This window comes from Halomonas sp. THAF5a, assembly GCF_009363755.1.
GTDB lineage: Bacteria > Pseudomonadota > Gammaproteobacteria > Pseudomonadales > Halomonadaceae > Halomonas.
The window spans coordinates 227,774-251,632 of record NZ_CP045417.1; the positions used below are offsets into that span (position 1 = coordinate 227,774).

Annotated in this window: 24 protein-coding genes and 1 riboswitch; of the genes, 14 read left to right on the top strand and 10 right to left on the bottom strand. The window is 70.3% G+C overall.

Translation table 11 applies throughout. The features are described 5' to 3' along the window. Positions 1-125: 125 nt before the first annotated feature. Positions 126-1,529, top strand: coding sequence for a D-alanyl-D-alanine carboxypeptidase family protein (locus tag FIU83_RS00995; protein WP_152482344.1), 1,404 nt, complete (start codon positions 126-128; stop codon positions 1,527-1,529). A 107-nt stretch (positions 1,530-1,636) separates the two neighbouring features. After that, complete coding sequence (locus tag FIU83_RS01000) at positions 1,637-2,527, top strand: DMT family transporter (RefSeq protein WP_253939512.1); 891 nt, start codon at positions 1,637-1,639, stop codon at positions 2,525-2,527. A gap of 10 nt (positions 2,528-2,537) precedes the next feature. On the opposite strand, the gene FIU83_RS01005 is transcribed toward FIU83_RS01000, so the two are convergent. Next, positions 2,538-3,200 carry a DUF1826 domain-containing protein gene (locus tag FIU83_RS01005; RefSeq protein ID WP_152482345.1) on the bottom strand — a complete coding sequence of 221 codons (663 nt, stop codon included), beginning with the start codon at positions 3,198-3,200 and terminating at the stop codon, positions 2,538-2,540. Positions 3,201-3,298: 98 nt separating this feature from the next. Between FIU83_RS01005 and FIU83_RS01010 the strand changes: the two genes are divergently transcribed. The 9 genes from FIU83_RS01010 to FIU83_RS01050 all read left to right on the top strand — a co-directional run bounded on the left by FIU83_RS01010 (position 3,299) and on the right by FIU83_RS01050 (position 13,622). Continuing rightward, on the top strand, positions 3,299-4,648 hold the full coding sequence (locus FIU83_RS01010) for a TonB-dependent receptor (RefSeq protein ID WP_152482346.1): 1,350 nt from the start codon (positions 3,299-3,301) through the stop codon (positions 4,646-4,648). A 63-nt stretch (positions 4,649-4,711) separates the two neighbouring features. Beyond that, a complete protein-coding gene (locus tag FIU83_RS01015; protein WP_152482347.1) occupies positions 4,712-5,137 on the top strand; it encodes a TraR/DksA C4-type zinc finger protein in 426 nt (141 codons plus the stop codon). Then, positions 5,137-6,357 carry a zinc metallochaperone GTPase ZigA gene (gene zigA / locus FIU83_RS01020; RefSeq protein ID WP_152482348.1) on the top strand — a complete coding sequence of 407 codons (1,221 nt, stop codon included), beginning with the start codon at positions 5,137-5,139 and terminating at the stop codon, positions 6,355-6,357. Before FIU83_RS01015 ends, zigA begins: the two co-directional genes overlap by 1 nt. 3 nt (positions 6,358-6,360) lie before the next feature. Next, positions 6,361-7,434 (top strand): GTP-binding protein, encoded by a 1,074-nt coding sequence (locus FIU83_RS01025; protein WP_152482349.1) that lies wholly within the window; start codon positions 6,361-6,363, stop codon positions 7,432-7,434. Positions 7,435-7,458: 24 nt separating this feature from the next. Next, positions 7,459-8,355: a GTP cyclohydrolase FolE2 gene (gene folE2 / locus FIU83_RS01030; protein WP_152482350.1), complete on the top strand. Its 897-nt coding sequence runs from the start codon at positions 7,459-7,461 to the stop codon at positions 8,353-8,355. Beyond that, entirely contained in the window at positions 8,355-8,768 is a 414-nt protein-coding gene (hisI, locus tag FIU83_RS01035; RefSeq protein ID WP_152482351.1) for a phosphoribosyl-AMP cyclohydrolase, read from the top strand. Before folE2 ends, hisI begins: the two co-directional genes overlap by 1 nt. Positions 8,769-8,803: 35 nt before the next feature. Continuing rightward, positions 8,804-10,180 (top strand): cysteine--tRNA ligase, encoded by a 1,377-nt coding sequence (gene cysS, locus FIU83_RS01040; RefSeq protein WP_152482352.1) that lies wholly within the window; start codon positions 8,804-8,806, stop codon positions 10,178-10,180. Between the two features lie 50 nt (positions 10,181-10,230). Next, positions 10,231-12,252 carry a threonine--tRNA ligase gene (gene thrS / locus FIU83_RS01045; protein WP_152482353.1) on the top strand — a complete coding sequence of 674 codons (2,022 nt, stop codon included), beginning with the start codon at positions 10,231-10,233 and terminating at the stop codon, positions 12,250-12,252. After that, positions 12,249-13,622 carry a dihydroorotase gene (locus FIU83_RS01050; RefSeq protein ID WP_152482354.1) on the top strand — a complete coding sequence of 458 codons (1,374 nt, stop codon included), beginning with the start codon at positions 12,249-12,251 and terminating at the stop codon, positions 13,620-13,622. Before thrS ends, FIU83_RS01050 begins: the two co-directional genes overlap by 4 nt. A 46-nt stretch (positions 13,623-13,668) precedes the next feature. Here FIU83_RS01050 and FIU83_RS01055 read toward each other — a convergent pair whose 3' ends face one another. Then, positions 13,669-14,016 carry a hypothetical protein gene (locus FIU83_RS01055; protein ID WP_152482355.1) on the bottom strand — a complete coding sequence of 116 codons (348 nt, stop codon included), beginning with the start codon at positions 14,014-14,016 and terminating at the stop codon, positions 13,669-13,671. A 222-nt stretch (positions 14,017-14,238) separates the two neighbouring features. Here FIU83_RS01055 and luxS point away from each other — a divergent pair, with 222 nt between their 5' ends. Next, positions 14,239-14,763, top strand: a complete 525-nt coding sequence (luxS, locus tag FIU83_RS01060) for an S-ribosylhomocysteine lyase (protein ID WP_016854070.1) — start codon at positions 14,239-14,241, stop codon at positions 14,761-14,763. 21 nt (positions 14,764-14,784) lie between these two features. On the opposite strand, the gene FIU83_RS01065 is transcribed toward luxS, so the two are convergent. Both FIU83_RS01065 and FIU83_RS01070 read right to left on the bottom strand, forming a co-directional pair. Beyond that, positions 14,785-15,612 carry a metal ABC transporter permease gene (locus FIU83_RS01065; RefSeq protein WP_152482356.1) on the bottom strand — a complete coding sequence of 276 codons (828 nt, stop codon included), beginning with the start codon at positions 15,610-15,612 and terminating at the stop codon, positions 14,785-14,787. Further along, a complete protein-coding gene (locus tag FIU83_RS01070; protein ID WP_152482357.1) occupies positions 15,612-16,379 on the bottom strand; it encodes a metal ABC transporter ATP-binding protein in 768 nt (255 codons plus the stop codon). The genes FIU83_RS01065 and FIU83_RS01070 overlap by 1 nt, the downstream gene beginning before the upstream one ends. A 147-nt stretch (positions 16,380-16,526) precedes the next feature. Between FIU83_RS01070 and FIU83_RS01075 the strand changes: the two genes are divergently transcribed. Then, positions 16,527-17,654 (top strand): zinc ABC transporter substrate-binding protein, encoded by a 1,128-nt coding sequence (locus FIU83_RS01075; RefSeq protein WP_152485201.1) that lies wholly within the window; start codon positions 16,527-16,529, stop codon positions 17,652-17,654. A gap of 48 nt (positions 17,655-17,702) precedes the next feature. Here FIU83_RS01075 and thiE read toward each other — a convergent pair whose 3' ends face one another. The 4 genes from thiE to dauA form a co-directional block, all read right to left on the bottom strand. Continuing rightward, positions 17,703-18,314 carry a thiamine phosphate synthase gene (gene thiE / locus FIU83_RS01080; RefSeq protein WP_152482358.1) on the bottom strand — a complete coding sequence of 204 codons (612 nt, stop codon included), beginning with the start codon at positions 18,312-18,314 and terminating at the stop codon, positions 17,703-17,705. Beyond that, positions 18,304-19,110 (bottom strand): hydroxyethylthiazole kinase, encoded by an 807-nt coding sequence (gene thiM / locus FIU83_RS01085; RefSeq protein WP_152482359.1) that lies wholly within the window; start codon positions 19,108-19,110, stop codon positions 18,304-18,306. The genes thiE and thiM overlap by 11 nt, the downstream gene beginning before the upstream one ends. A 36-nt stretch (positions 19,111-19,146) precedes the next feature. Continuing rightward, a riboswitch (TPP riboswitch) is annotated at positions 19,147-19,247 on the bottom strand. 41 nt (positions 19,248-19,288) lie between these two features. Then, the gene (locus FIU83_RS01090) at positions 19,289-19,555 is read right to left on the bottom strand and encodes a hypothetical protein (RefSeq protein WP_152482360.1); all 267 of its coding nucleotides are present in this window, start codon (positions 19,553-19,555) and stop codon (positions 19,289-19,291) included. Between the two features lie 119 nt (positions 19,556-19,674). After that, on the bottom strand, positions 19,675-21,414 hold the full coding sequence (gene dauA, locus FIU83_RS01095) for a C4-dicarboxylic acid transporter DauA (protein ID WP_152482361.1): 1,740 nt from the start codon (positions 21,412-21,414) through the stop codon (positions 19,675-19,677). Between the two features lie 142 nt (positions 21,415-21,556). On the opposite strand from dauA, the gene FIU83_RS01100 reads away from it, so the two are divergent. Beyond that, complete coding sequence (locus tag FIU83_RS01100; RefSeq protein WP_152482362.1) at positions 21,557-21,751, top strand: CopG family transcriptional regulator; 195 nt, start codon at positions 21,557-21,559, stop codon at positions 21,749-21,751. A 20-nt stretch (positions 21,752-21,771) separates the two neighbouring features. Here FIU83_RS01100 and FIU83_RS01105 read toward each other — a convergent pair whose 3' ends face one another. Continuing rightward, positions 21,772-23,160: an ATP-binding protein gene (locus FIU83_RS01105; protein ID WP_152482363.1), complete on the bottom strand. Its 1,389-nt coding sequence runs from the start codon at positions 23,158-23,160 to the stop codon at positions 21,772-21,774. After that, positions 23,157-23,825 (bottom strand): response regulator transcription factor, encoded by a 669-nt coding sequence (locus tag FIU83_RS01110; RefSeq protein WP_152482364.1) that lies wholly within the window; start codon positions 23,823-23,825, stop codon positions 23,157-23,159. Before FIU83_RS01110 ends, FIU83_RS01105 begins: the two co-directional genes overlap by 4 nt. Positions 23,826-23,859: the final 34 nt, after the last annotated feature.

Here is a 23,859-nt window from a genome sequence, read left to right on the forward strand (position 1 = left end):
CCGCCAATCGCGCCCGGGGGATTCAGTCGAAAAATCGGCGAAAAGTCTGATCCCCGCCCTGTACAGGGCGCGGCGGCTAGCCATAATGTTTAGGTGTCATGGGAACAACCTCGAGGGAACGCATCATGGTGCCTAGCACAACAACGATCCGGCGCCGCCTGGGGGGCGTTTGCGCGCTGTTGGCCTGCCTGCTGCTGGTGGCCGGGACCGCCAACGCCGGCAATCCCCGCTATGCCGGCATCGTCATCGACGCCGACAGCCAGGAGATCCTCTACGCGGAGAACGCCGACCGGCTCCGCTATCCCGCCTCGCTGACCAAGATGATGACGCTCTACCTGGTCTTCGAGGCCCTCGAGGAGGGGCGGCTGCGCCTGGACCAGCCGCTGCCGGTCTCCGCCTATGCGGCCGCCAAGCCCGCCTCCAAGCTTTACGTCAAGCCCGGCTCCAGCATCCCGGTGGACACCGCCATCGATGCGCTGGTGATCAAGTCGGCCAATGACGTGGCCGTGGTGGTGGCCGAGGCCCTGGGCGGCAGCGACACCCGCTTCGCGCAGATGATGACCGACAAGGCCCGTGAACTCGGCATGCAGGACACCGTCTTCCGCAATCCCCACGGCCTGCCCGACGCCGGCCAGGTCACCACCGCCCGCGACATGGCGGTGCTCTCGCGCCACCTGATGCGCGACTTCCCCCAGTACTACCCGCGCTTCTCGCGCACGCGCTTCACCTGGCAGGGCAAGACCATCACCGGCCACAATCGTCTGCTCGACTCCTACCCCGGCGCCGACGGCCTCAAGACCGGCTTCATCCGCGCCTCCGGCTTCAACGTCGCCACCTCGGCAGTGCGCGACGAGCGCCGCCTGCTGACCGTGGTGATGGGCGGCTTCACCGCCGCCTCTCGGGACGCCCACACCGCCGACCTGCTGGATCGCGGCTTCCTGCGTGCGTCGCTGGCCGACGGCCGCGACTGGCTGGCCAGCGCGGACATCAGTGGCGGCCGCCTGATGCCCGGCGAGCCCCTGGCACCGGGGCAGCCCATCGCCCGCGACCAGCGCCTGGCGAGCCTCGGCGCGACGCCGCGTAAGGTCGATCGCGAGGTCACGGTGGCCTCCCCGGCCGCGGCCTCGACGCCGAGCATGCCGTCGGCGCAGCCGGCGACGCAGATCGCCCGGGTGGAGCGCCCCGTCGCGGCCGAGGCGGTGGCCCCGGCACAGGGCTCCGTCGAGGAGGATCCCATTCGCGAGCTGATCGCCGAGGGCGCGGCCGCGCCGGGGTCGCTCGGTGGGGGCCGCTGGGGCGTGCAGGTCGGCGCCTTCCGCGATGCCGGCCACGCCCGCAGCCTGGCCGCCCGGGCCGCCGATCGCCTGGCCAGCGAGCTCGCCCATGCCCGGGTCGCCGTGGGCAGCGCCGAGTCCGCCGGCGTCTACCGCGCCCGGCTGGTCGACATGAACGAGGGGCAGGCGCACACCGCCTGCCGACGGCTGGTGGCCCAGGGCATGGAGTGCATGGTGGTGCAGGCCAGCCTCTGAGGCCTTGCCCCCGCGTGCGCCACCGACTAGCCTGACCCACCTGACACCCCGCCGGCCCCAGGCCGGCGGGGTGATCGTTTTCGTCGCCGCCAGGGAGGGACGTCGGCATGCCACCGACCTACACGTCATCCACCTTCAAGGGCATCGGCTTCATGTGCCTGGGCGTCTTCTGCCTGGCGCTGGGCGACGCCATCACCAAGTGGCTGGGCGAGGTGCACTCGCCGCTGCAGATCATCTTCTTTCGCACCCTGGTATCGCTGCCGCTGATCGCCCTGATCGCGCGCTTCAACGGCGGCCTGCGCACCCTCGCCACCCGGCGCCCTGGGGTGCACCTGCTGCGCGGCCTGATCTTCAGCGGCACTATGATCTGCTTCATGTGGGGCCTCACCCTGCTGCCCCTGGCCGAGACCACGGCCATCGCCTTCGCCGCGCCGCTCTTCGTGACCGTGCTGTCGGTGCCGCTGCTCGGCGAGCGGGTCGACGGGCCGACGCTGGCCGCCACCCTGCTGGGCTTCCTCGGGGTGCTGGTGGTGATCCGCCCGGGGGGCGCGAGCTTCCAGCCCGGCGCCCTGGTGGTGGTCGGCGCGGCGGTCTTCTATGCCCTGACCATGCTCACCGCGCGGCGCTACGGCGATCGCGAGCACCTCTGGGCGATGGTCTTCTACACCACCCTGGTGCCGTTTCTGGTCTCGGCGGCGACGCTGCCCTGGGTGTGGCAGACCCCGGCCCCGCAGCACTGGCCGGCCTTCCTGGTGGCGGGTGTGCTCGGGGTCGGCGCCATGACCGGCCTGACCCTGGCCTTTCGCTACGCCCCGGCGGCGCTGGTCGCGCCCTTCGACTACACGGCCCTGCTGTGGGCCGTGGGGCTGGGCTGGTGGTTCTGGGGCGAGGTGCCGGATCTCTGGGTCTTCGTCGGCGGTACCCTGATCATCGCCAGCGGCCTGGCGATCGCCTATCACGATCGGCGCACCACCCTGAAGCGCCGGCCCACCGCCTGAGCATCCGCCGCTAGGCGGGGTCCAGCGTCAGCAGCAGGCGCTGTTGGCCAGCCGGTACGCTCGGGCTGCGGTGGACCAGGCCGTGCGCCTCGTTGCCGATCCATCCGCTGCCCTTGAGCAGCGCCAGGTCACCGACCTCGAGCCGTTGCACGGCGCCCGGGTCGGTGACGATCTCCGGTTTCTCGGGCGTCGGTGCCCCCAGGCCGTGGCGGTTGACTGCCCGCTCGGGCAGCCACTCGCTGCCGGGGCCGTGGTAGGTCGTGACCAGGCGCACGGGCAGGTTGTCGCAGTGAAAGCGGGGACACATGGCGCCGTCCATCCGGCGCAGGCGCAGGCCCACGGTATCGGTGTCGAAGAGGTAGGCCATGGCGTCGGCCAGGGTCACGATATCCTCGATCAGCTCACTGCAGGCGTCGGGCGCATGGAGGTGTTGCGAAAGCTCCGCGCGCAGGGCGTCCCCGGCGGGGCCGAGCCAGGCAAAGGAGAGCGCCCGCTCGGCCTGGAGCTGTGCCGTCACGCCGGCCTCGACGCCGGGGGAAAGCCGGCGCCGCATGATGGCGATGTTGACCTCCTCCTCGAAGATGCGGGGCAGGATGCTGATCTCCTCGCCCTCGGCATGGCGGGGGGTAGTGCGAGAGCGAGGGGCGTTTAGGTTGAGTGCGCTCGACGGCATGGCGGGATCCCTACGACATGGGGTTGCTTGAATGTTATGTTATAACGTATCTTTTCTGGTCCTTGAAGCCGAGCCAGCTCATCCGACCGAGAGATACCATGACACGCCGCCCCTTTCGCCTTCTCACACCGCTCGCCGCCACCCTGCTGATGAGCACGACCGCACACGGGCAGGAGCAGGATGCCCACTCGCACGATCACGAGGCGCATGGGCATGACCATGAGGCGCATGGGCATGGTCACGACCACGACCACGACCATGACCATGACCGTGCTGGCGTGGGGCTTGCCGATCTGCGCCTGTCCGCCGCCTTGACCGTGGAGGGCATCTACCACAACCGCGTCTCCGGGGACGAGGGCTCCCCCGCCGGCTTTGGCCATGGCGAGGATCATGATGAAGGCCATCACGAAGGCCATGCCGGTCACGAGGATCACGGCCATGCGCATGGTCTCGATGAAGGCTTCAACCTGGGGCACTCCGAACTGATGCTGCGCGGGCAGACCTCGCTGTTCGAGGGGCAGGCCGTGGTATCGCTTACCGAGGACGACGTCAGTCTCGAGGAGGCCTTCGTGGCGACGCGGGCGCTGCCTCACGACCTGCGGATCAAGGCCGGCCGGTTCCTGTCGGAGATCGGTCACGTCAACAGTCGCCATCCCCATGCCTGGGACTTCATCGAACGCCCGCTGGTCAACGAGTACCTGTTCGGCGATCACGGCCTGCGTGAGGATGGCGTGCAGCTCACCTGGTCACCCTCGCCGCACACCACCCTGGGCACCGAGTGGCTGCAAGGGGACGGCGAGCGGCTCAGCCGCTTCGATGAAGGGGGCAGCGAGGCGCGAGACAGCGGCCCGCGGCTGGTGACGATCTTCGCCAAGCAGCGCACCGCCCTGGGCGATGGCCAGACCCTCGACTACGGCGCTTCCGCCGGCGTCAGTCGCCAGTACGTCCGTCTCGACGACCATGGCGAGCATGCCCATAGCCTGGAGGGCGACAGCTGGTTCGCCGGCCTGGATGCCCGCTATCACTACCGCAGCGGCCGGCATGGCGGTCAGGGCGACTGGACCCTGGGCGCCGAATACTTCTACACCGAGCGCGACCTGACCGAGCGGGTCAATCACCACGGTGACTGGGAATCGGGGGACGACTTCACCGAGCAGCAGGACGGCGCCTATGTCGAGGCCATTTACGGTGTCGCGCCGCACTGGGAGCTCGGGGTGCGCAGCGAGGCCCTGGGGCTGACCAACGAGACCGTCCACGCCCACCCCAGCGAACTGGAGTCCGCCGATGCCTCCTACCGCCACAGCGGACAGGCGACCTGGCGCTTCCGCGACCATGCCTTCCTGCGCGCCCAGCTGAGTCAGGAGGACTTCGCCGGCCAGGACGAGAGCTGGGTGGCCATGCTGCAGTTCAATGCCACCTTTGGCCACCCAGCCGGTCATGCCCATTAACCGCAGGCGCGGCGGTGGCGACGAGCGCCGCGCCTCGCGTGCCTGTCGCGAGAGGAGAGTGCGATGCCATCTGCCGAAGAGACCCGTCTGCTGTCGATGCCGGCTGATGACTACATGAACGACGAGCAGTTGGCGTTCTTCCGCCGTCGACTGCTTGCCGACAAGGCCCGCATCGAGGAACACCTGGGCGACATTCGTGCCGCCATGGCCGGCCACGAGCGCGACAGCGATGAGCTGGACCAGGCGGCCTTCGAGGAGGTGCTGCGCCTGCAGCTGCGTCAGGCCGATCGGGAGACCCGGCTGCTGGCCAATATCGGCGCGGCGCTGCGCCGCATCGAGGCGGGCGATTATGGCTACTGCGAGGAGAGCGGTGAGCCGATCGGCCTTCCTCGGCTCCTGCTGCGTCCCACCGCGCGGCTCAGCCTGGAGGCCAAGGAGCGCCAGGAGCATCGCGAGACCCACTACCGCAAGAACCGAGGTGAAGGCTGATGACACCCCTGCAACCGACTCTGCCGGTGACCGTGCTCTCCGGGTTCCTGGGCGCCGGCAAGACCACGCTGCTCAACCATATCCTCGCCAATCGCGAGGGTCGTCGAGTGGCGGTGATCGTCAACGACATGAGCGAGGTCAACATCGATGCCTCGCTGGTCCGGGGTGCCCCCGGCGAGCCGGGCGAGGTCACGCTCAATCGTGCCGAGGAGCAGCTCGTTGAGATGAGCAACGGCTGCATCTGCTGCACCCTGCGCGAAGACCTGCTGGTCGAGGTACGACGACTCGCCGAGGAGGGCCGCTTCGATACCCTGGTCATCGAGTCGACCGGCATCTCCGAGCCGCTGCCGGTCGCCGAGACCTTTACCTTCGCCGACGAGAACGGGGAAAGTCTCTCGCAGGTGGCGCGGCTCGATACCCTGGTCACGGTGGTCGATGGGGCGAACTTCCTCGGCCAGTATCGCGAGGCCCAGTCACTCGCCGAGGCGGGCGAGAGCCTGGGCGAAGAGGATGAGCGCAACGTCGCCGACCTGCTGGTCGACCAGATCGAGTTCTGCGACGTGTTGCTGATCAGCAAGACCGATCTGCTCGACGCCCAGCAGCTTGACGAGCTGAAGGCGGTGCTGCGCTCGCTCAACCCCGAGGCCGAGCTGATTCCCATCACTCATGGCCGTGTACCGCTGGAGAAGGTGCTCGACACCGGCCGCTTCAGCTTCGAGCGCGCCCAGCAGGCCCCGGGCTGGTTGAAGGAGCTGCGCGGCGAGCACGTGCCGGAGACCGAGGAGTACGGCATCTCGAGTTTCGCCTACCACGCTCGGCGTCCCTTCCATCCGCAGGCATTCTTCGACCTGCTCCACGGTGACTGGTTCGGCGGCAAGCTGCTGCGCTCCAAGGGCTTCTTCTGGCTGGCCACCCGGCCGCAGTTCGCGGGCCAGTGGAGCCAGGCCGGCGGCATCGCCCACTACGGTTTCGCCGGCCTGTTCTGGAAGGCCGTCCCCGAGGCGAACTGGCCCGATGACCCCGACTATCGCGCGGCCATCATAGACAAGTGGCAGGAGCCCTTCGGCGACATGCGCCAGGAGCTGGTCTTCATCGGCCAGAACCTCGACGAGGCGCGCATTCGCCAGGCGCTGGATGCCTGCCTGCTCAGCGACGAAGAGCTGCTGGCCGGCAAGGACGCCTGGCAGGCGCTGCCCGACCCCTTCCCCGCCTGGGAGTAAGCCATGCCCACGGAAGACCTCATTCCGGTCACGGTACTGACCGGATTTCTCGGCAGCGGCAAGACGACCTTGCTCAACCAACTGGTGCGCCAGCCTGCCATGCGTGATGCGCTGGTGGTGATCAACGAGTTCGGGGATATCGGGCTCGACCACCGGCTGGTCGCCGAAGGCGATGAGCATAGCGTGGTGGAGATGAGCAGCGGCTGCCTGTGCTGCACCATCCGCGGGGACCTCAGTCGCAGCGTCCAGCAGGCGCTGGAGCGCCTCGACCGTGGAGAGGGTCGACCGATCTCGCGGATGGTGATCGAGACCACGGGGCTGGCCGATCCGGCGCCGATTCTCCAGACCCTCATGACCGACCACTGGCTGGCCCACCGCTTTCGGCTGGATGGCGTGGTGTGTCTGGTGGATGCGGCCAACGGCATCTCGACCCTCAACGCCCATCGCGAATCTCAACGACAGGCGGCCATCGCCGACTGCCTGCTGATCACCAAGGCCGACCTGGTCGACGACAGCCGCCTGACGCGGCTCGCCGAGCGGCTGACCGAGATCAATCCGGCGGCCGAGCAGTGGACCGTGCACCACGGTGAGATCGAGGCCGAGCGGCTCACCGCCAAGCGCCTGCCCGTCTCGGAGCACGCCGACCGGCAGGCCGAGGACTGGCTGAGCGCGGGCGCCTACCTCCAGGTGTCTTCCCTCTCGGGACTGGCGCCCACGGCCAGCGCCGCCTTTGCGCCGATGCTGGCCCCCGCCGGCGAAGCGCCACTGAGCCGGCACGGCGAGCAGATACGCTCGTTCTGCTTCAGTGTGGAGGCGCCCATCGCGCCCGAGGTGCTGGAGGACTGGCTGGAGCTAGTGATGAGCCTGCTCGGCGACAGGATGCTGCGCATCAAGGCGATCGTGAACGTCGCGGGTCGGCCACAGCCGCTGGCCCTGCATGGGGTTCAGCATATCTTCCACCCGCCGGTGGCCCTGCCGTCGAAGGCGTGCCCCGATGGGGTCTCACGCTTCGTCTTCATCACCAGCGGCGTGGCGCCTGACGCCGTCACGCGGCTGTTCGACTACTTCGACCGCTAGTCGTCATTCACAAGCGAGCCCTACATGGAACAGCACTCTCTGGAAGACATCGCCGCCGCGCCTGCCGAACGCCTGGGCACGCTGAGCTGGGTCGGCATGGAAGGCATCGCGCTGCCGCTCCGGGTGGCCGGGCAGAGCATTGCCGGTCGCGCCTCGGCGGGCGTGAGCCTCGACGATCCCACCGCCCGGGGCATTCACATGTCGCGCCTCTACCTGGCGCTGGCGGACCTGGAAGCGCGTGAGCTCTCGCAGTCGCGGGTTGCCGAGGTGCTCGACGCCTTCCTGGCCAGCCATGAGGGGCTGGCCCGGCAGGCCTTCCTCGACCTGGAGGGCGAGGCGCTGCTGCGCCGCCCGGCGCTGATCAGTCCGCTGTCCGGATGGAAGACCTATCCCTTCGCCCTGCGCTGCCGGCGCGATGCCGAAGGCCTGGCGGTTACCCTGGACCTGACGGTCGGCTACTCCTCGACCTGCCCCTGTTCGGCGGCCCTGGCCCGCCAGCTGATCCAGCAGGCCTTCGACGAGGACTTCACCGACGTGCCGGTCACCCGCGAGGCGGTGCATGCCTGGCTGGGCAGCGAGCAGGGCATCCTGGCCACGCCCCACAGCCAGCGCAGCCAGGCCCATCTGTCGGTGCGCCTGGCGGATGACCTCGAGGCGCTGCCGCTTACGGCCCTGGTGGAGCGCGTCGAGAAGGCGCTCGGCACGGCGCTTCAGACCGCGGTCAAGCGCGTCGACGAGCAGGCCTTCGCCCTGGCCAATGGCCAGAATCTGATGTTCTGCGAGGATGCCGCCCGGCGCCTGCACCACGCGCTTCGCGACCAGCCCGGCATCGAGGGCTTCTCCCTGCGGGTGGTGCATGCCGAGAGCCTGCACGCCCACGACGCCGTGGCCCGCAGCCAGTGGAACTGGCAGGAGGCCTGATGGACATCTGGAGGCAACTGGAAGAGGCCGAGCGCGGTGAGCGCCGTCCGCTCGAAGCCGTCGTCGCCGCCATGCCGTGGAACAGCGACGGCCTGGTGACCGCCGTCGCCCAGCAGCACGACAGCGGCGAGGTGCTGATGCTCGCCTGGATGAACCGCGAGGCGCTGCGCGAGACCCTGGACACCGGGCGAGTCTGCTACTGGTCGCGCTCCCGGCAGGCCCTGTGGCGCAAGGGCGAGAGCTCGGGCCACCGGCAGCGGCTCATCGAGGCGCGGCTGGACTGTGACGGCGACGCCGTGCTGCTGCTCGTCGACCAGCAGGGGCCGGCCTGCCATACGGGGCGGCCCAACTGCTTCTACAACGCCATTCGCGACGGCTCGGTGGAGGTCATCACCGCACCGCTGAGTTCCTGACGGATCCGCCGCCCGAACGCCATGCCAGGAGCACGATGCAACTCTTCAATACCCTGACTCGCCGTCGCGAGACGCTGCGCACCGAACGACCGGACCGCGTCACGCTCTATGTCTGCGGTCCCACGGTCTACAACTACGCCCACATCGGCAACGCCCGTCCGGCGGTGGTCTTCGATCTGCTGTCACGGGTGCTGCGCCATGACTATGCGCGGGTGGTCTATGCGCGCAACTTCACCGACGTGGACGACAAGATCAACGCCGCCGCTGCGGCGGCGGGGGTGCCCATCGGCACCATCACCGAGCGCTATATCGCCGCCTATCAAGAGGACATGCAGGCGCTCGGCGTGCGCCCACCGGATCTCGAACCCCTCGTCACCGAGCATCTTCCCGAGATCATCGCGCTGATCGAGACCCTGATCGCACGCGGCCACGCCTACGAGGCCGAGGGGCACGTGCTCTTTCACGTCGGCTCCTTTGCGGAGTACGGCCGGCTCTCGGGCCGTCGCCCCGAGGAGATGCTGGCCGGCGCCCGGGTGGAAGTGGCCCCCTACAAGCGCGACCCGCTGGACTTCGTGCTGTGGAAGCCCTCCGCGCCCGAGCAGCCGGGCTGGGAGAGCCCCTGGGGGCGCGGGCGGCCCGGCTGGCACGTGGAGTGCACCGCCATGATCGGCGAACACCTGGGCCACACCATCGATATCCACGGCGGCGGCCAGGACCTGATCTTCCCCCATCACGAGAACGAGATCGCCCAGGGCACCTGCGCCCACGGCGCCCGCTACTGCCACACCTGGGTGCACAACAGCTTCGTCACCGTGGACGGGCAGAAGATGTCGAAGTCGCTGGGCAACGTGCTGCTGGTGCGCGACCTGCTCGACCAGGGCCCGGGGGAGGCGGTGCGCCTGGCGCTGCTCGGCACCCACTATCGCCGCCCCCTGGACTGGAACGCCGAGCGCCTGAAGCGTGCCCGGCGCACCCTGCTCCACCACTACCGGGCCCTGGCCGAGGTCGAGGCCCTGGAGGCCACCGACGCGCCCCCGGACGCAGAGCTGCTGGCGGCGCTGCGCCGTGACTTGAACGTCGCCGAGGCGCTCGGCCGCCTGCAGCGGCTGGTGGACGACCTGAAGGCCGCGGACAGCGATGCCGAGCGTGCCCGCGCCAAGGGCACCGTGCTGGCCTCGGCCAGGCTGCTCGGCCTGCTCCAGCAGTCCCCCGCCGAGGCCCTGGCCGCGCTGGCCCCCGAACGCGCCGACCTGCCGGTGACGCGCATCGAGGCGCTGGTCGCCGAGCGCGAACAGGCCCGGCAGCAGCGCGACTTCGCCCGTGCCGATGCCCTGCGCGACGCCCTGGCCGAGCTGGGCGCCGAGGTGCGCGATACGCCCGAAGGCCCCCGCTGGCAGCCGGTGCTTGCCTAGGACGGCCCCCCCTCATGCTTCGATATGCTTCGATCGACGAGACCCCTCCCATGACCGAGACGCTCCCTCCCGCCGCCGGCGACACCCTCATCATCACCCTGCCGGACGGACGCGAGCTGACGCTGACCGCGCCCACCTGCGTATCCAAGATCGCCGCCGCCATCGGTCCCGGCCTGGCCCGCCAGGCGCTGGCCGGCCGCGTGGACGGCCGGCTGGTGGATGCCTGCGACCCCATTACCGAGGACGCCCGGGTGCAGGTGATCACGCCCCGCGATCCCGAGGGGCTGGAGATCATTCGCCACTCCTGTGCCCACCTGGTGGGGCACGCCGTCAAGCAGCTCTATCCCGACGCCGAGATGGTGATCGGCCCGGTCATCGACGACGGCTTCTACTACGACATCGCCTTCGAGCGCCCCTTCACGCCGGAGGACCAGGCGGCCATCGAGGCGCGCATGGCGGAGCTGATCGCCCAGGAGTACGACGTCGTCAAGCGACGGGTGCCGCGGGAGGAGGCCCTCCGGATCTTCCGCGAGCGCGGCGAGGGCTACAAGCAGCGCCTGATCGAGGAGATGCCCGACGAGGCCACCCTCGGGCTCTACTTCCATCAGGAATACGTGGACATGTGCCGCGGCCCCCACGTGCCCAACACCCGTTTTCTCAAGCACTTCCGGCTGACCAAGCTGTCCGGCGCCTACTGGCGGGGCGACGCCCGCAACGCCCAGCTGCAGCGCCTCTACGGCACCGCCTGGGCCGACCGCAAGGCGCTCAAGGCCTACCTGACGCGCCTGGAGGAGGCCGAGAAGCGCGACCACCGCCGCCTGGGGCGCCAGCTGGGGCTGTTTCACTTCCAGGAAGAGGCCCCCGGCGCGGTGTTCTGGCAGCCCGGCGGCTGGACGGTACTGCAGACCCTGATCGCCTACATGCGTCGCCGCCAGGCCGCCGGCGGCTATGTGGAGGTGAACACGCCGGACCTCATGGATCGCGCCCTGTGGGAGACCTCCGGCCACTGGCAGAACTATCAGGAGCACATGTTCACCACGCGCACGGAGGATGGCCGCGACCTGGCGCTCAAGCCGATGAACTGCCCGGGCAGCGTGATGCTCTATCGCCACGGCCTGAAGAGCTACCGCGAGCTGCCGATCCGCATGGGCGAGTTCGGCAAGGTGCACCGCTACGAGCCCTCCGGCGCCCTGCATGGCCTGCTGCGGGTGCGCCACTTCACCCAGGACGATGCCCATATCTACTGCACGCCCGAGCAGATGAACGCGGAGTGCCGCCGCGTGGTGGCGCTGGTGCTCGACATCTATCGGGAGTTCGGCTTCGAGGAGGTGCGCCTCAAGCTCTCCACCCGGCCGGAGAACCGCATGGGCAGCGAGGCCGTCTGGGACCGTCTGGAGGGCGCCCTGACCACGGCGCTGGAGGGGATGGCGCTGGAGTACGAGCTCAACCCCGGCGAAGGGGCCTTCTACGGGCCCAAGCTGGAGTTCGTGCTGCGCGACGCCATCGGCCGCGACTGGCAGTGCGGCACCCTGCAGGTGGACATGAACCTGCCCGAGCGCTTCGCGCTCGACTACGTCGACGAAGCGGGCCAGCGCCAGCGTCCGGTGCTGCTGCACCGTGCGCTGTTCGGCTCACTGGAGCGCTTCCTCGGCATCCTGATCGAGCATCACGCCGGCAAGCTGCCGGCCTGGCTGGCGCCCCGGCAGGCGGTGGTGATGTCGATCACCGAGGCCCAGGCCGACTATGCCCGGGCGCTCGCCGAGGCGCTGTGCGGCGCCGGTTTGCGCGCCGAGGCCGATGTGCGTAACGAGAAGATCGGCTACAAGATCCGCGAGCAGACCCTGCAGCGTATTCCTTATCTGCTGGTCGTCGGCGGCCGGGAGGCGGCCGAGGGCAGGGTCACCCTGCGCCACCGGGACGGCACCGACCTCGGCACGCTCGGCGTGGAGGACGCCATCGCCCTGCTCGAGAGCGAGTGCCAGGCCCCCGACCGGGACGCCCAGCGCCGCGCCCAGGCGGACCGTCTGCAGCGCCTGCTCGCTCCGGGGAACGCCGAGGAGGCCACCGCATGAGCCCGATCGACGACCTCGACGCGCGCCTGGCCCGCCGCCATGCCGACCTGCTGGTGCTGGGCGGCCGGGTGGTCACGCCTGCCGGCATCGAGCGCATGGATGTGGCTTGCCTGGACGGGCGGATCGTGGCCCTCGGCGAGCTGCGTGACGGCTGGACCGCCGCCAGTACCCTGGACGCCGCCGGCCTGCACGTGCTGCCCGGGGTGATCGATACCCAGGTGCACTTCCGCGAACCGGGCCTCACCCACAAGGAGACCCTGGAGGCGGGCACTCGCGGCGCCGTGCTGGGCGGGGTCACCGGCGTCTTCGAGATGCCCAACACCGCCCCCCTGACCCTGACGCCGGAGGACCTGCAGGCCAAGTTCGACCGCGCCCGTGGCCGCGCCTGGTGCGACCACGCCTTCTACATGGGCGGGTCGGGGGTCAACGCCGAACGCCTGGCCGAGCTGGAGCGGCTGCCCGGCTGTGCCGGCGTCAAGGTGTTCATGGGCAGCTCCTTCGGCGACCTGCTGGCCGATGACGACACCGTGCTGCGGCGTATCCTGCGTCATGGCCGGCGCCGCCTGGCCGTGCATGCCGAGGACGAGGCACGGCTGCGCGAACGCCGCGCCCTGGTGGAGGCCAGCGGCGACGTCCGGGACCACCCCCGTTGGCGCGATCCACAGAGCGCGCTGATGGCCACCCGGCGCATCGTGGGGATGGCCGCCGAGAGCGGCCGGCGGCTGCACGTGCTGCACGTCTCCACCGCCGACGAGATGGCCTACCTGGCCCGCCACAAGCGCCGCGTCAGCGTCGAGGTGACCCCCCACCACCTGACGCTGTGCGCGCCGGAGTGCTACGAGCGCCAGGGCAGCCTGGCCCAGATGAACCCGCCGGTGCGCGACGATGCCCACCGCCGGGGGCTGTGGCAGGCGATTCGCGACGGCGTGGTGGATGTGATCGGCAGCGACCATGCGCCCCACACCCGCGAGGAGAAGGCCCGGCCGTACCCGGACTCGCCCAGCGGCATGACCGGCGTACAGACCCTGGTGCCCATCATGCTGGATCACGTGCATCGGGGCCGGCTCAGCTTGCAGCGGCTGGTGGACCTGACCAGCGCCGGGCCGGCCCGGCTGTTCGGCATCGAGGGCAAGGGACGCATCGCGCTGGGATACGACGCCGACCTGACCCTGGTGGATCTGAACGCCCGGCGCACCATCACCGATGAGTGGATCGCCAGCGTCAGCGGCTGGACGCCCTACCATGGTCAGGCGGTCACGGGCTGGCCGATCGCCACCGTGGTCCGTGGCCAGGCGGTGGTGCGCGACGAAGCGCTGGTCGGCCGCCCGCAGGGGCAGCCCATGGGCTTCCTGGAGTCAGCGCGACACTAGCGCCCCGGCATCACGCCGGGGCAGCGACAGGGGCCCGCCGTGGCCGTCAGCGCACCACGTCGATCGGCCCGTGATCGTCGCAGTGGTCACCGTGGGGGTGGTGCAGGTGGCCGTCGACCAGGTAGTCGGTGTGATCGCCATGCGGCACCGGCTCGTGGCCGCACCCCGGGCCGTGGACGTGGTCCGGGTCGTGCCCCTGGCACCGGTGGTGCGGCGTGCAGCCATCGGGGTTCGTCTCGGACACCTCGATGACGTGCTCATCCACGTGATCCTGATGGGGATGGTGCAGGTGCCCGTCGTGGAGGTAGTCGACATGGCCATCGTGCCTGATGCGCGTGTGGCCGCAATCCGGGCCATGCTGGTGGGGATGGTCGCGGTGGATCTCGCAGCTCATGATGACCTCCTTGGGGGTATCATCTCGTCGAGGCCAGGCGTCACGGTGCTCAGGGCCGCCATGGTGTCATGCCAAGCCTTCACGTCATGATCTCATGTTAGTCCCCGCCCGGCGTTTTTCCAGCCGCTGGGGTTGGCGAACCGCCGACGCAACGAGCTACCATGCCCGCATCGAGCACGGCCCAGGCGGCCGCGTCCTTCCCCATGACCTGCAGGAGCCGACATGCCCCTACTCGACAGCTTTACCGTGGACCACACCATCATGAGCGCCCCCGCGGTGCGCGTCGCCAAGACCATGCGCTCCCCCTCGGGCGATACCATCACCGTCTTCGACCTGCGCTTCAACAAGCCCAACGAGGACCTGATGAGCGAGAAGGGGGTTCACACCCTGGAGCACCTGTTCGCCGGCTTCATGCGCCAGCACCTGAACGGCGACGGCGTCGAGATCATCGATATCTCGCCCATGGGCTGTCGCACCGGTTTCTACATGAGCCTGCTGGGCAGCCCGAGCGAGCAGAGCGTTGCCGAGGCTTGGCAGGCCGCCATGCACGATGTGCTGAACGTCGAGCGCATGGAGGAGATTCCCGAGCTCAACGAGCATCAGTGTGGTACCTACCTGATGCACTCCCTGGAGGAGGCGCAGGAGATCGCCCGGGGCATCATCGATCAGGGCATCGGGGTCAACCGGAACGACGACCTGGCCCTCAGCCCCGAGAAGCTCAAGACGCTCGGCAACGACCTGGGCTGAGTGCCTCGCCGTCCGCCGCGCTCAAGGGGGCGCGGCGGAAGACGGCTCGGCGCGAGACAGCCGGCGCTTGAGCTGGCCGGCCAGGCTCGAGAGAGCGAACAGGATCGCCGCCAGGCAGACGATGGTGGGCCCGGTGGGGGTGTCGAGCCAGTAGGCGGCCTGCAGGCCGCCGGTGGTCGAGGCGGCCCCGATCACCGCGGCCACCAGGGCCATCGCCTCCGGGGTGCGGCAGAAGGGCCGGGCCGCGGCGGCCGGAATGATCAGCAGGGCGGCGATCAGCAGTACCCCCACCACCTTCAGCGCCACGGCCACCACCACGGCCAGCGACAGCGTCAGCACCAGCTGCTCGCGCCGGGGATCGATGCCGCTGGCCCGGGCGAGGTCGCCGTCCAGGGTCGCGGTGAGCAGCGCCGACCAGCGCCATCCTACCAGGCTGACGACCAGCAGCGCCCCGGCACCGATGATGGCCAGGTCGTCCTTGCCGACCGCCAGGATGTCGCCGAACAGATAGGCCATCAGGTCGATGCGTACCCCGGAAAGGAACGAGACCGCCACCAGACCGAAGGCGAGCGCCGAGTGCGCCATGACGCCGAGCAGGGTATCCATGGCATAGCCTCGCCCGCTGAGCAGCGAGACCAGGGTGGCCATCAGCAGCGAGACCACCAGCACGCCGGCGAAGATGGACGTGGAGAGCAGCAGCGACAGCGCCACGCCGAGGATGGCGGCATGGGCGGTGGCGTCGCCGAAGTAGGCCATGCGCCGCCATACCACGAAGCAGCCCAGCGGTGCGGCGGCGAGCACCACGCCGAGACCGGCCAGGGCGGCGCGTACCAGGAAGTCGTCGAGCATCAGCGGCTGGCCTCCAGTGGGGGTGTGCCGGTCGGCGCGGGCGTGCCGGCAGGGTGGTCGTGATGGATGTGGTTGTGGGCATGGCGATAGAACGCCAGGGCATCTACGGTGTCGGGCCCGAACAGTTCCCGATAGGCCGGCGACGCCAGCACCCGCTCGGGCGTGCCTTGGCAGCAGACATGGCGGTTCAGGCACACCACGCGGTCCGAGGCGCGCATTACCACGTGCAGCTCATGGCTGACCATCAGCACCGCGCAGCCCACTTCGCGCCGCACGCGCTCGATCTGGCGATAGAAGTCGGCGGTGCCGCGGTGATCGAGGCCCTGGGTGGCCTCGTCGAGCAGCAGCAGGTCGGGCTGCTCCAGCAGGGCTCGAGCGAGCAGGATGCGCTGGAACTGCCCGCCGGAGAGATTCGTCACCTGCTGTCGGCCCAGTCCGGGGACGCCGGCGCGTTCCAGGGCCTGACGCAACGTCTGAGCCGAATGGCGACGCGGCAGGTTCAAAAAGCGGGTGACCGTCATCGGCAGGGTGGGATCGATGGCCAGCCGCTGGGGCACGTAGCCGATGGTGAGGCCCGGCTGGCGCACGAGCCGGCCGCCGGCAGGCCGCACGGCGCCGATGATGGTGCGCAGCAGGGTCGACTTGCCGGAGCCGTTGGGGCCGACCAGGGTGACGATCTCACCGCGGTCGAGGCGCAGGTCGATGCCCTCGAGAACGGTTCGCCCGCCGAGAACGACATGCAGGTCATCGAGCGAGAGCAGTGGCATGGAGACCCTCCGGTGAGTTGCCGAGCCGGTGTGGGATGGCAGGGGCGTCGGATGGTGTTGACACGATCGTTAATGTTATAACATAACATTATTCGGCTCAATCGCTCGTTTACTGCCCGCCCGTACCCTGGATCCCGGAGGAGAATGATGAAGAACACCCTGCTACGTCCGCTCTGCCTGACCTGGCTGCTGGCACCCGCCGTCGCGGTGGCCGAGGTGCCCGCCGTGGCCGTGGATATCCCGCCGGTGCACTCGCTGGTCGACCGCGTGATGGGGGAGCTGGGCTCGCCCGACCTGGTGATCCAGCCGGGCGCCTCCCCGCACGGCTACTCCATGCGGCCCTCGGAGGCCGAGGCGCTGTCGCGGGCCGACGTCGTCTTCTGGGTCAGCGACGACCTGACGCCCTGGCTGGCTCGGGCCCGGCAGTCGCTGGCCGGCGACGCGCGGGAAGTGGAGCTGATGGAGGTGCCCGGCACGCTGCGTCACGCGTTTCGTCAGGGAGCGACGTTTGAGGCGCATGACCATGGGGGTGACGATCACGGCCACGATGATCACGGGCACGACGATCACGGGCATGACGACCATGGCCACGATGACCACGGGCATGACGACCATGGCCACGATGATCACGGGCACGACGATCACGGGCATGACGACCATGGCCACGACGATCACGGGCATGACGACCATGGCCACGGCCATGCCCATGAGGGCCTGGACCCGCACGGTTGGCTCGACCCGGTGAACGCCCAGGCCTGGCTCGAGGCCATCGCCGCATCGCTGGCCGAGCTTGATCCCGACAACGCCGACGTCTATCGCCAGAACGCGGCCGAGGGACAGGCCGAGCTGGACACCCTGATCGACGAACTGAACGACCGCCTCGCGGATGCCCGTGGGACGCGCTTCATCGTCTTCCACGATGCCTATCAGTACTTCGAGCACCGCTTCGAGGTGCCGGCGGCCGGGGCGATCTCCCTGGGCGATGCCTCGGACCCGAGCCCGGCGCGCATCCGCGAGATCCAGGCGCGCGTCGCCGAGCTCGGTGTCCAGTGCGTGTTCCGTGAGCCGCAGTACAACCCGGCGCTGGTCGAGAGCGTGTTCGAGGGCACCGGCGTCGAGACCTCGATCGTCATCGATCCCCTCGGTGTCGACCTGCCGCTCGGTGAGACGCTCTATCCGCAGCTGCTGCATGGGCTGGCCGAAGGCGTGGCACGCTGCGCCGTCCAGGCGGCATCGTCCGGCGGTCATGGCCATGATCACGATGACGCCGGGTGACGCGATGGGGGCAGCGCAGCCTCCTGGGGCCTGAACTGACCGAGTGGGTTACCGAACGAAACGCCGCGCGGCGGCCTCGGGGTCCGGCGTGCCGCAGATGGCGGAGATCACCGCCAGGCCGTCGGCGCCCGCCCGGTACACCGCCTCGGCGTGCTCGACCTTGAGCCCGCCGATGGCCACGCTCGGCAGCGGACTCGCCGCCACCAAGGCGGCCAGGCCGTCGACGCCCAGCGGCTCGGCGTGGTCATGCTTGCTGGGGGTGGCGAACACCGGGCCGAGCCCGAGGTAGTCCAGGGCGCTCGGGTCGAGGCGGGCGAGCTGCTCGTGGGTCTGCACCGAGAGGCCGAGGATCCCCTGTGGGCCCAGGGCGGCGCGGGCCCGGGCCACGTCGCCGTCGTCCTGGCCGATGTGCAGCCCGTCGGCCTCCGCGGCGAGCGCCACCTCCAGCCGGTCGTTGATGATCAGCGGCACGCCGGTGCCGGCCAGCAGCGCCTTGAGGCGGCGGGCCTGGTCGATCATCTCGGCGTCACTGGCGTGCTTGTCGCGCAGCTGCACCAGGGTCACGCCGCCGCGCACCGCGGCGGCGACGGTCGCCTCCAGGCCGTGGTCCGCGCAGAGGCCGGCGTCGGTGACGAGGTAGAGCGAGAGATCAAGGGGCATCGGTCATCTCCAGGCGGGCCCGCTCGGCGAGGGCCTCGTGGTCGAGGTGGTAGAGGGCGTCGAGGAAGGCGACCGCGAAGCTGCCGGGGCCGCGGGCCGTCTCGCCGGCGAGCTCGCCGGCCACGGCGTAGCCAGCGAGCGCCGCCGTCGTCGCCGCGAAGTGGTCGTCGGCGCCGGCCAGGAAGGCCGCCACCACCCCGGTCAGCGCGCAGCCCAGAGTGGTGACCCGGGGCATCAACGGGTGGCCGCCGCGCACCCGGGCGAGGCGCCGGCCGTCGGTGACCAGGTCCACCTCGCCGGTCACCGCCACCACGCCGCCGGTCCGCTCGGCCAGGCGACGGGCGGCCGCCAGGGCCGCCTCGGCGGGGTCGGTGCTGTCCACGCCGCGGCCGCCGCCGGCGCCGCCCGCCAGGGCGATGATCTCCGAGGCGTTGCCGCGGATCACGTCCGGCGAGAGCGCCAGCAGCCGCTCGCCGGTCTCGCGGCGGTAGCGGGTGGCGCCCACCGCCACCGGGTCCAGCACCCAGGGGCGTCCCGTCTCGCCGGCGGCCAGTGCGGCGGCCTCCATGGCGTCGACCCAGTGGGGCGAGAGGGTGCCGATGTTGATCGTCAGGGCGCCGGCCAGGGCGGTGAACTCGGCGGCCTCCTCGCGGGCGTGGACCATAGCCGGCGAGGCGCCGAGCGCCAGCAGCACGTTGGCCATGCTGTTCATGGCCACGTGGTTGGTGATGTTGTGGACCAGCGGGCGGGTCTCGCGCACCCGGTCGAGGTGCGCGGCGGGGTCGATGTGATGCATGGGGCCTCCCCGGCGGGGAGGTGCCGGCGCGGCGGCGGCCGGCGCGGCACGACTCCCTACGCCGGCATTGTCCGGGTCAGGTGCCAAGGGTGCGTCTCAGCCGTGTCGATATCGCCACGGCGCCCCTGTCGTCAGGCCCCACTATCCGTGTCGCCCCGGCGGCTGTAAAGAGTGGGCGTCAGGCCAGCAGCTGAATGCCGACCAGGGTGACCAGGCTGGCCAGGGTCAGGCAGTAGAGGGTCTCCCGGGCCTCCTCCTGCTGGAGCAGGCCGGGCGTCAGCAGCGCCAGCCCCGACGCCCCCAGGGCGACCAGCTCCAGCGGGATCGCCACCGGCTGCCAGCCGACCAGCAGCGCGCCAAGGGCCAGCAGCAGCAGGCCCGCGATGACGAGCCCGCCGGCCTGTCGGGCGTGGACGGTCAGGGCCTCCAGGGGGATCGTGCTCATGCGGTCATCTCCTCGTCGTGGCCGGGCCGCGCATCGGCCCCGTACCCTGACGCTACGGGGGGCAGCTTAACGGCCGCTTAAGGGGAGATGACCGTCGCGTGTCAGTGGCCCTGGGACGCTCAGACGGGTCGCTCGAGCCAGCGCTGCGCCACGCGTCGACCCCGCGGAAGATCCCGGCACCAGGTCAGCCGGCCGGCCGATCGGCGGATGCCCGCCCGGCGCAGCTTGACGAGGATCCGCGTTGGCAGGCCGACCAGCACCAGCGAGACGCCTTCGCGGTGCACCTCGTCGATCAGCGCCTCGAGGGCCACGATGGCGGTGCCGTCCATGCTCGGCACATCGTGCATGTCGAGGATGACGACCCGCACCTGCGGGTCCACGCGATGCAGCGAGGTGAGCGCCTTCTCGGCGGCGCCGAAGAACAGCGGGCCGTCGACGTCGTAGAGGGCGATCGCGTCGGGCAGCGCCTCGACGTCGGTCCGGGGCGCGCCGTCGACGCGACGGGTCTCGGTGAGCAGCGCCATGCGCCGGATGAACAGGGCGGCGGCCAGGCCCATGCCCACCCCCACGGCCAGCACCATGTCGAAGAGCACGGTCAGGGTGAAGCAGGTCGCGAGGATGGCCACGTCACCCGGCGGGGCCGAGCGCAGGGTGTGCAGGACATGACGGGCCTCGCTCATGTTCCAGGCGACGATGAACAGCAGGGCCGCCAGCGCGGCCATCGGTACCCGCCCCAGCAGCTCCGCCAGGGCCACCACCGCCAGCAGCACCACCAGCGCGTGTACCACGGCCGCGATCGGCGAGCGGGCGCCGCTTCGGATATTGGTGGCGGTGCGGGCAATGGCGGCCGTGGCGGTGATGCCGCCGAACAGCGGCGCGACGATGTTACCGAGCCCCTGGCCGATGAGTTCGGCGTTGGGATCATGTCGGGTCCGGGTCAGCCCGTCGGAGACCACGGCGCACAGCAGCGATTCGATCGCCCCCAGCAGGGCGATGGCGAAGGCGGGCCCCAGCAGGGCGCGAATCAGGGCGAAATCCACCGCCAGGGGCTCGCCGTTCGCGCCGGGCAGTCGCCAGGGCGCGATGAAGCTCGGCGCGATGGGGGGAATGCCGCCGCCCGCCTCGCCCTGAGCCTCCCATGTGAAGCGCGAGGCGATGGTCGCCACCTCCGCGCCCGACCCGGCCAGCCAGTGGTTGATGGCAAAGGCGGCCAGGGCCCCGGCCACCAGGCCGACCAGCGGCGCCGGAATCGGCAGCCCCAGGCGCGGCCAGAGCAGCATGACCCCCAGGGCGAAGAGGCCGACCCCCAGCTCGAGGGGGGCCACGGTCGGCAGCGACATGGCGATCTGCCCGAGGTTCTCGACGAAATGCTCGCCCAGCTCGACCTCGAGGCCCAGGAAGTCGGGCAGCTGCAGCACCGCGATCACCACCGCGATGCCCGCGGTGAAGCCGAGCACCACCGGATAGGGCACGAACTGGATCAGGCGCCCCATGCCGGTGAGGCCCAGTGCCACGAGGATCACGCCGGCCATCATCGAGGCGATCAGCAAGCCCCCCAGGCCGAACTGCTGGACGACAGGGAAGAGGATGACGACGAAGGCCGCGGTCGGGCCCGAGACATTGAAGCGCGAGCCGCCGGTCAACGCGATAAGCACACCGGCGACGATCGCCGTATAGAGCCCGTGCTGGGGAGGCACGCCGGTGGCGATCGCCAGTGCCATGGAGAGCGGCACCGCCACGGTGCCGACGGTCAGCCCGGCCAGGCTGTCGCGGCGCAGGTCGTCCAGGCCGTAGCCGTCTCGCCAGGCCGCGCGCAGGCCGGTGGCGATGGCGGGAAGAGACGGTCGGTGGCGTGCCATGCAGGATCCTCCCGGAGATCGCGGCGGTGATCTATGTTAACGACATTAACATGTGATTGGCATGGTCGGCAAAGACGCCACCGGCGTTGCCCAGCAGGGAAGTGAGCATTAACATTTGATGATAATGCTCTGGAGAAGCGACATGGAAAAGAAGACGGCACGCCTGACCCTGCTGATCGATCCGCACAAGAAGCGTGCCTTCGAGCAGCTCTGCGCGGCCCAGGACCTGACGCCCTCTCAGGTCGTGAGACAGCTGATTCGCGACTATCTGGGCGAGCACGGCGTGGACTACGAGTCGCGACCCGATCGGGCCAGTGAGGCGCCTGAGAAGCGCTGAGGCTCAGCGCCTGGCCTGCGTCACGCGTCGCGCGGCGTCCTCGGCAGCGAGGCCGTGACCCGCAGCCCGCCGCCCGGAGCCTCGTCGAGGCGCAGCTCGCCGCGGTGGCGCTGCAGCAGGCGATCGACGATGGAGAGCCCCAGGCCGGCCCCGGCGCCGGGGCCGCCGCGGTGGAAGCGTGCCAGCACCTGCTGGCGCTGCTCGGCCGGAATGCCCGGCCCCTGGTCCTCGACGGTGATCGTCACGGCGTCGTGGCCGGCGCTGAGCATGACGCGGATCAGCGCGCCCGCGGGCGAGTGCTGAAGGGCGTTGCCGACCAGGTTCTGCAGCAGGGTGTCGACCGTGCCGGGCTCCACGTCCAGTCGCCAGTCCGCCGTCTCGTCGGCCTCCAGCTGCAGCTCCTGGCGGCCCTCCACGGCCAGCGGCATCAGCTTGGCCAGCGCCTCGCGCACCTCGGGCAGCAGGGCGATCTCGCGGACCCGGCCGTCGCCCTCCTGTTCGGGCTCGAGCCGGGCCAGGGTGAGCAGCTGGGAGACCATTCGGGTGGCCCGGGCCACGCCGCCGCGCAGCTTGTCCAGCGCCTCGCGGCGATCCTCGGGATCCTCGGCGGCCAGGGCGTTCTGGGCGTGGAGGTCGAGCACGGCCAGCGGCGTGCGCAGCTCGTGGGCGGCATCGGCGATGAAGCGCTGCTCCCGGGCGCGCAGCGAGCGGATACGCTCGAGCAGCCGGTTGAGGGCGCCGGCGATGGTCGCAAGCTCCCGGGGCAGCCGCCGCATGACCAGCGGCTGCAGGTTCTGGGGGTCGCGGCTGCGGATCTGCGCGGCCAGCTGCGACAGCGGCCGCAGGCCCCAGCCGGTGGCCCACCACAGCAGCAGGCCCAGCACCGGCAGGCCCAGCAGGTCCGGGATCAGGGTGCGCAGAGCGATGGCCGCGATCAGCTCGCCGCGCACGTCCTCCCGCTGCCCGACGATGACCCGCAGGTCATCGTCCGGCGTGCTCAGGGCGTAGACCCGCCAACCGCCGTCCGCCAGCCGGGCGTTGCCGTAGCCGTTGTCCAGGTCGGTGAGCGGCGCCTCGGGGGCCAGGGCGGAGCGCAGCAGCAGGGTCTCGCCCCGCCAGGCCTGGAAGGCCAGCTTGCTCTCGTAGCGGTGCCCGGCGATGCTCTGGTCGGCCTGCTCGGCGCGCTTGAGCGCCGTGTCGATGCTCTCCAGCAGCAGGGCCCGCTGGGGCGCCGGCAGCGGGGCCTGCATCAGGCCCTCGAGCAGCCGGGCGCTCTGCACCATGTTGGCGTCGTAGAGCTCCTCGACCTCGTGGGCGGCGTAGTGGTAGCTGACGGTGCCGATCACCAGCATGCTCAGGCCGAACATCAGCAGCACCACGCCGAGGGTGCGGCGGCGGATCGAGGTCATGAGGGGGCCTTGTCCATCACGTAGCCGATGCCGCGCACGGTGCGGATCAGCTCGGGGAAGAGCTTGCGACGCAGGTGGTGCACGTGCACCTCGATGGCGTTGCTCTCCACCTCCTCGTCCCAGCCGTAGATCAGCCGGGTCAGGGTGTCGCGGGTGAAGACTCGCCCCGGATGGCTGAGGAACTCCTGCAGCAGGGCGAACTCGCGCCGCGACAGCGCCACCGGCGTGTCCCGGCAGCTGACGCTGTGGGTGGCGGGGTCGAGGCGGATGCCGCGCGCCTCCAGCACGTGGCTGGCCTGCCCCTGGCTGCGGCGCAGCAGGGCCCGCAGCCGCGCCTTGAGCTCGTCGACCTGGAAGGGCTTGATCAGGTAGTCGTCGGCGCCGGCGTCGAGGCCGGCGATGCGGTCATCGATGCCGTCCCGGGCGGTCAGCACCAGCACCGGCACGCGATTGCCGCGCCGGCGCACCGCCTCGAGCACCTGCATGCCGTCGAGCCCGGGCAGGCCCAGGTCGAGGATCACGGCATCGAAGGGCTCGTCGCCCTTTAGCGCCGCCAGGGCCTGGCGGCCGTCGGCCAGGCGGTCCACGGCGTAGTGTTCGGGCTTGAGCGCCAGGCGGATGCCCGCGGCCAGGCTCGGATCATCCTCCACCAGCAGTATGCGCATGTCCTGTCCTTGCGAGGGTCAACGTCGGCGGCGT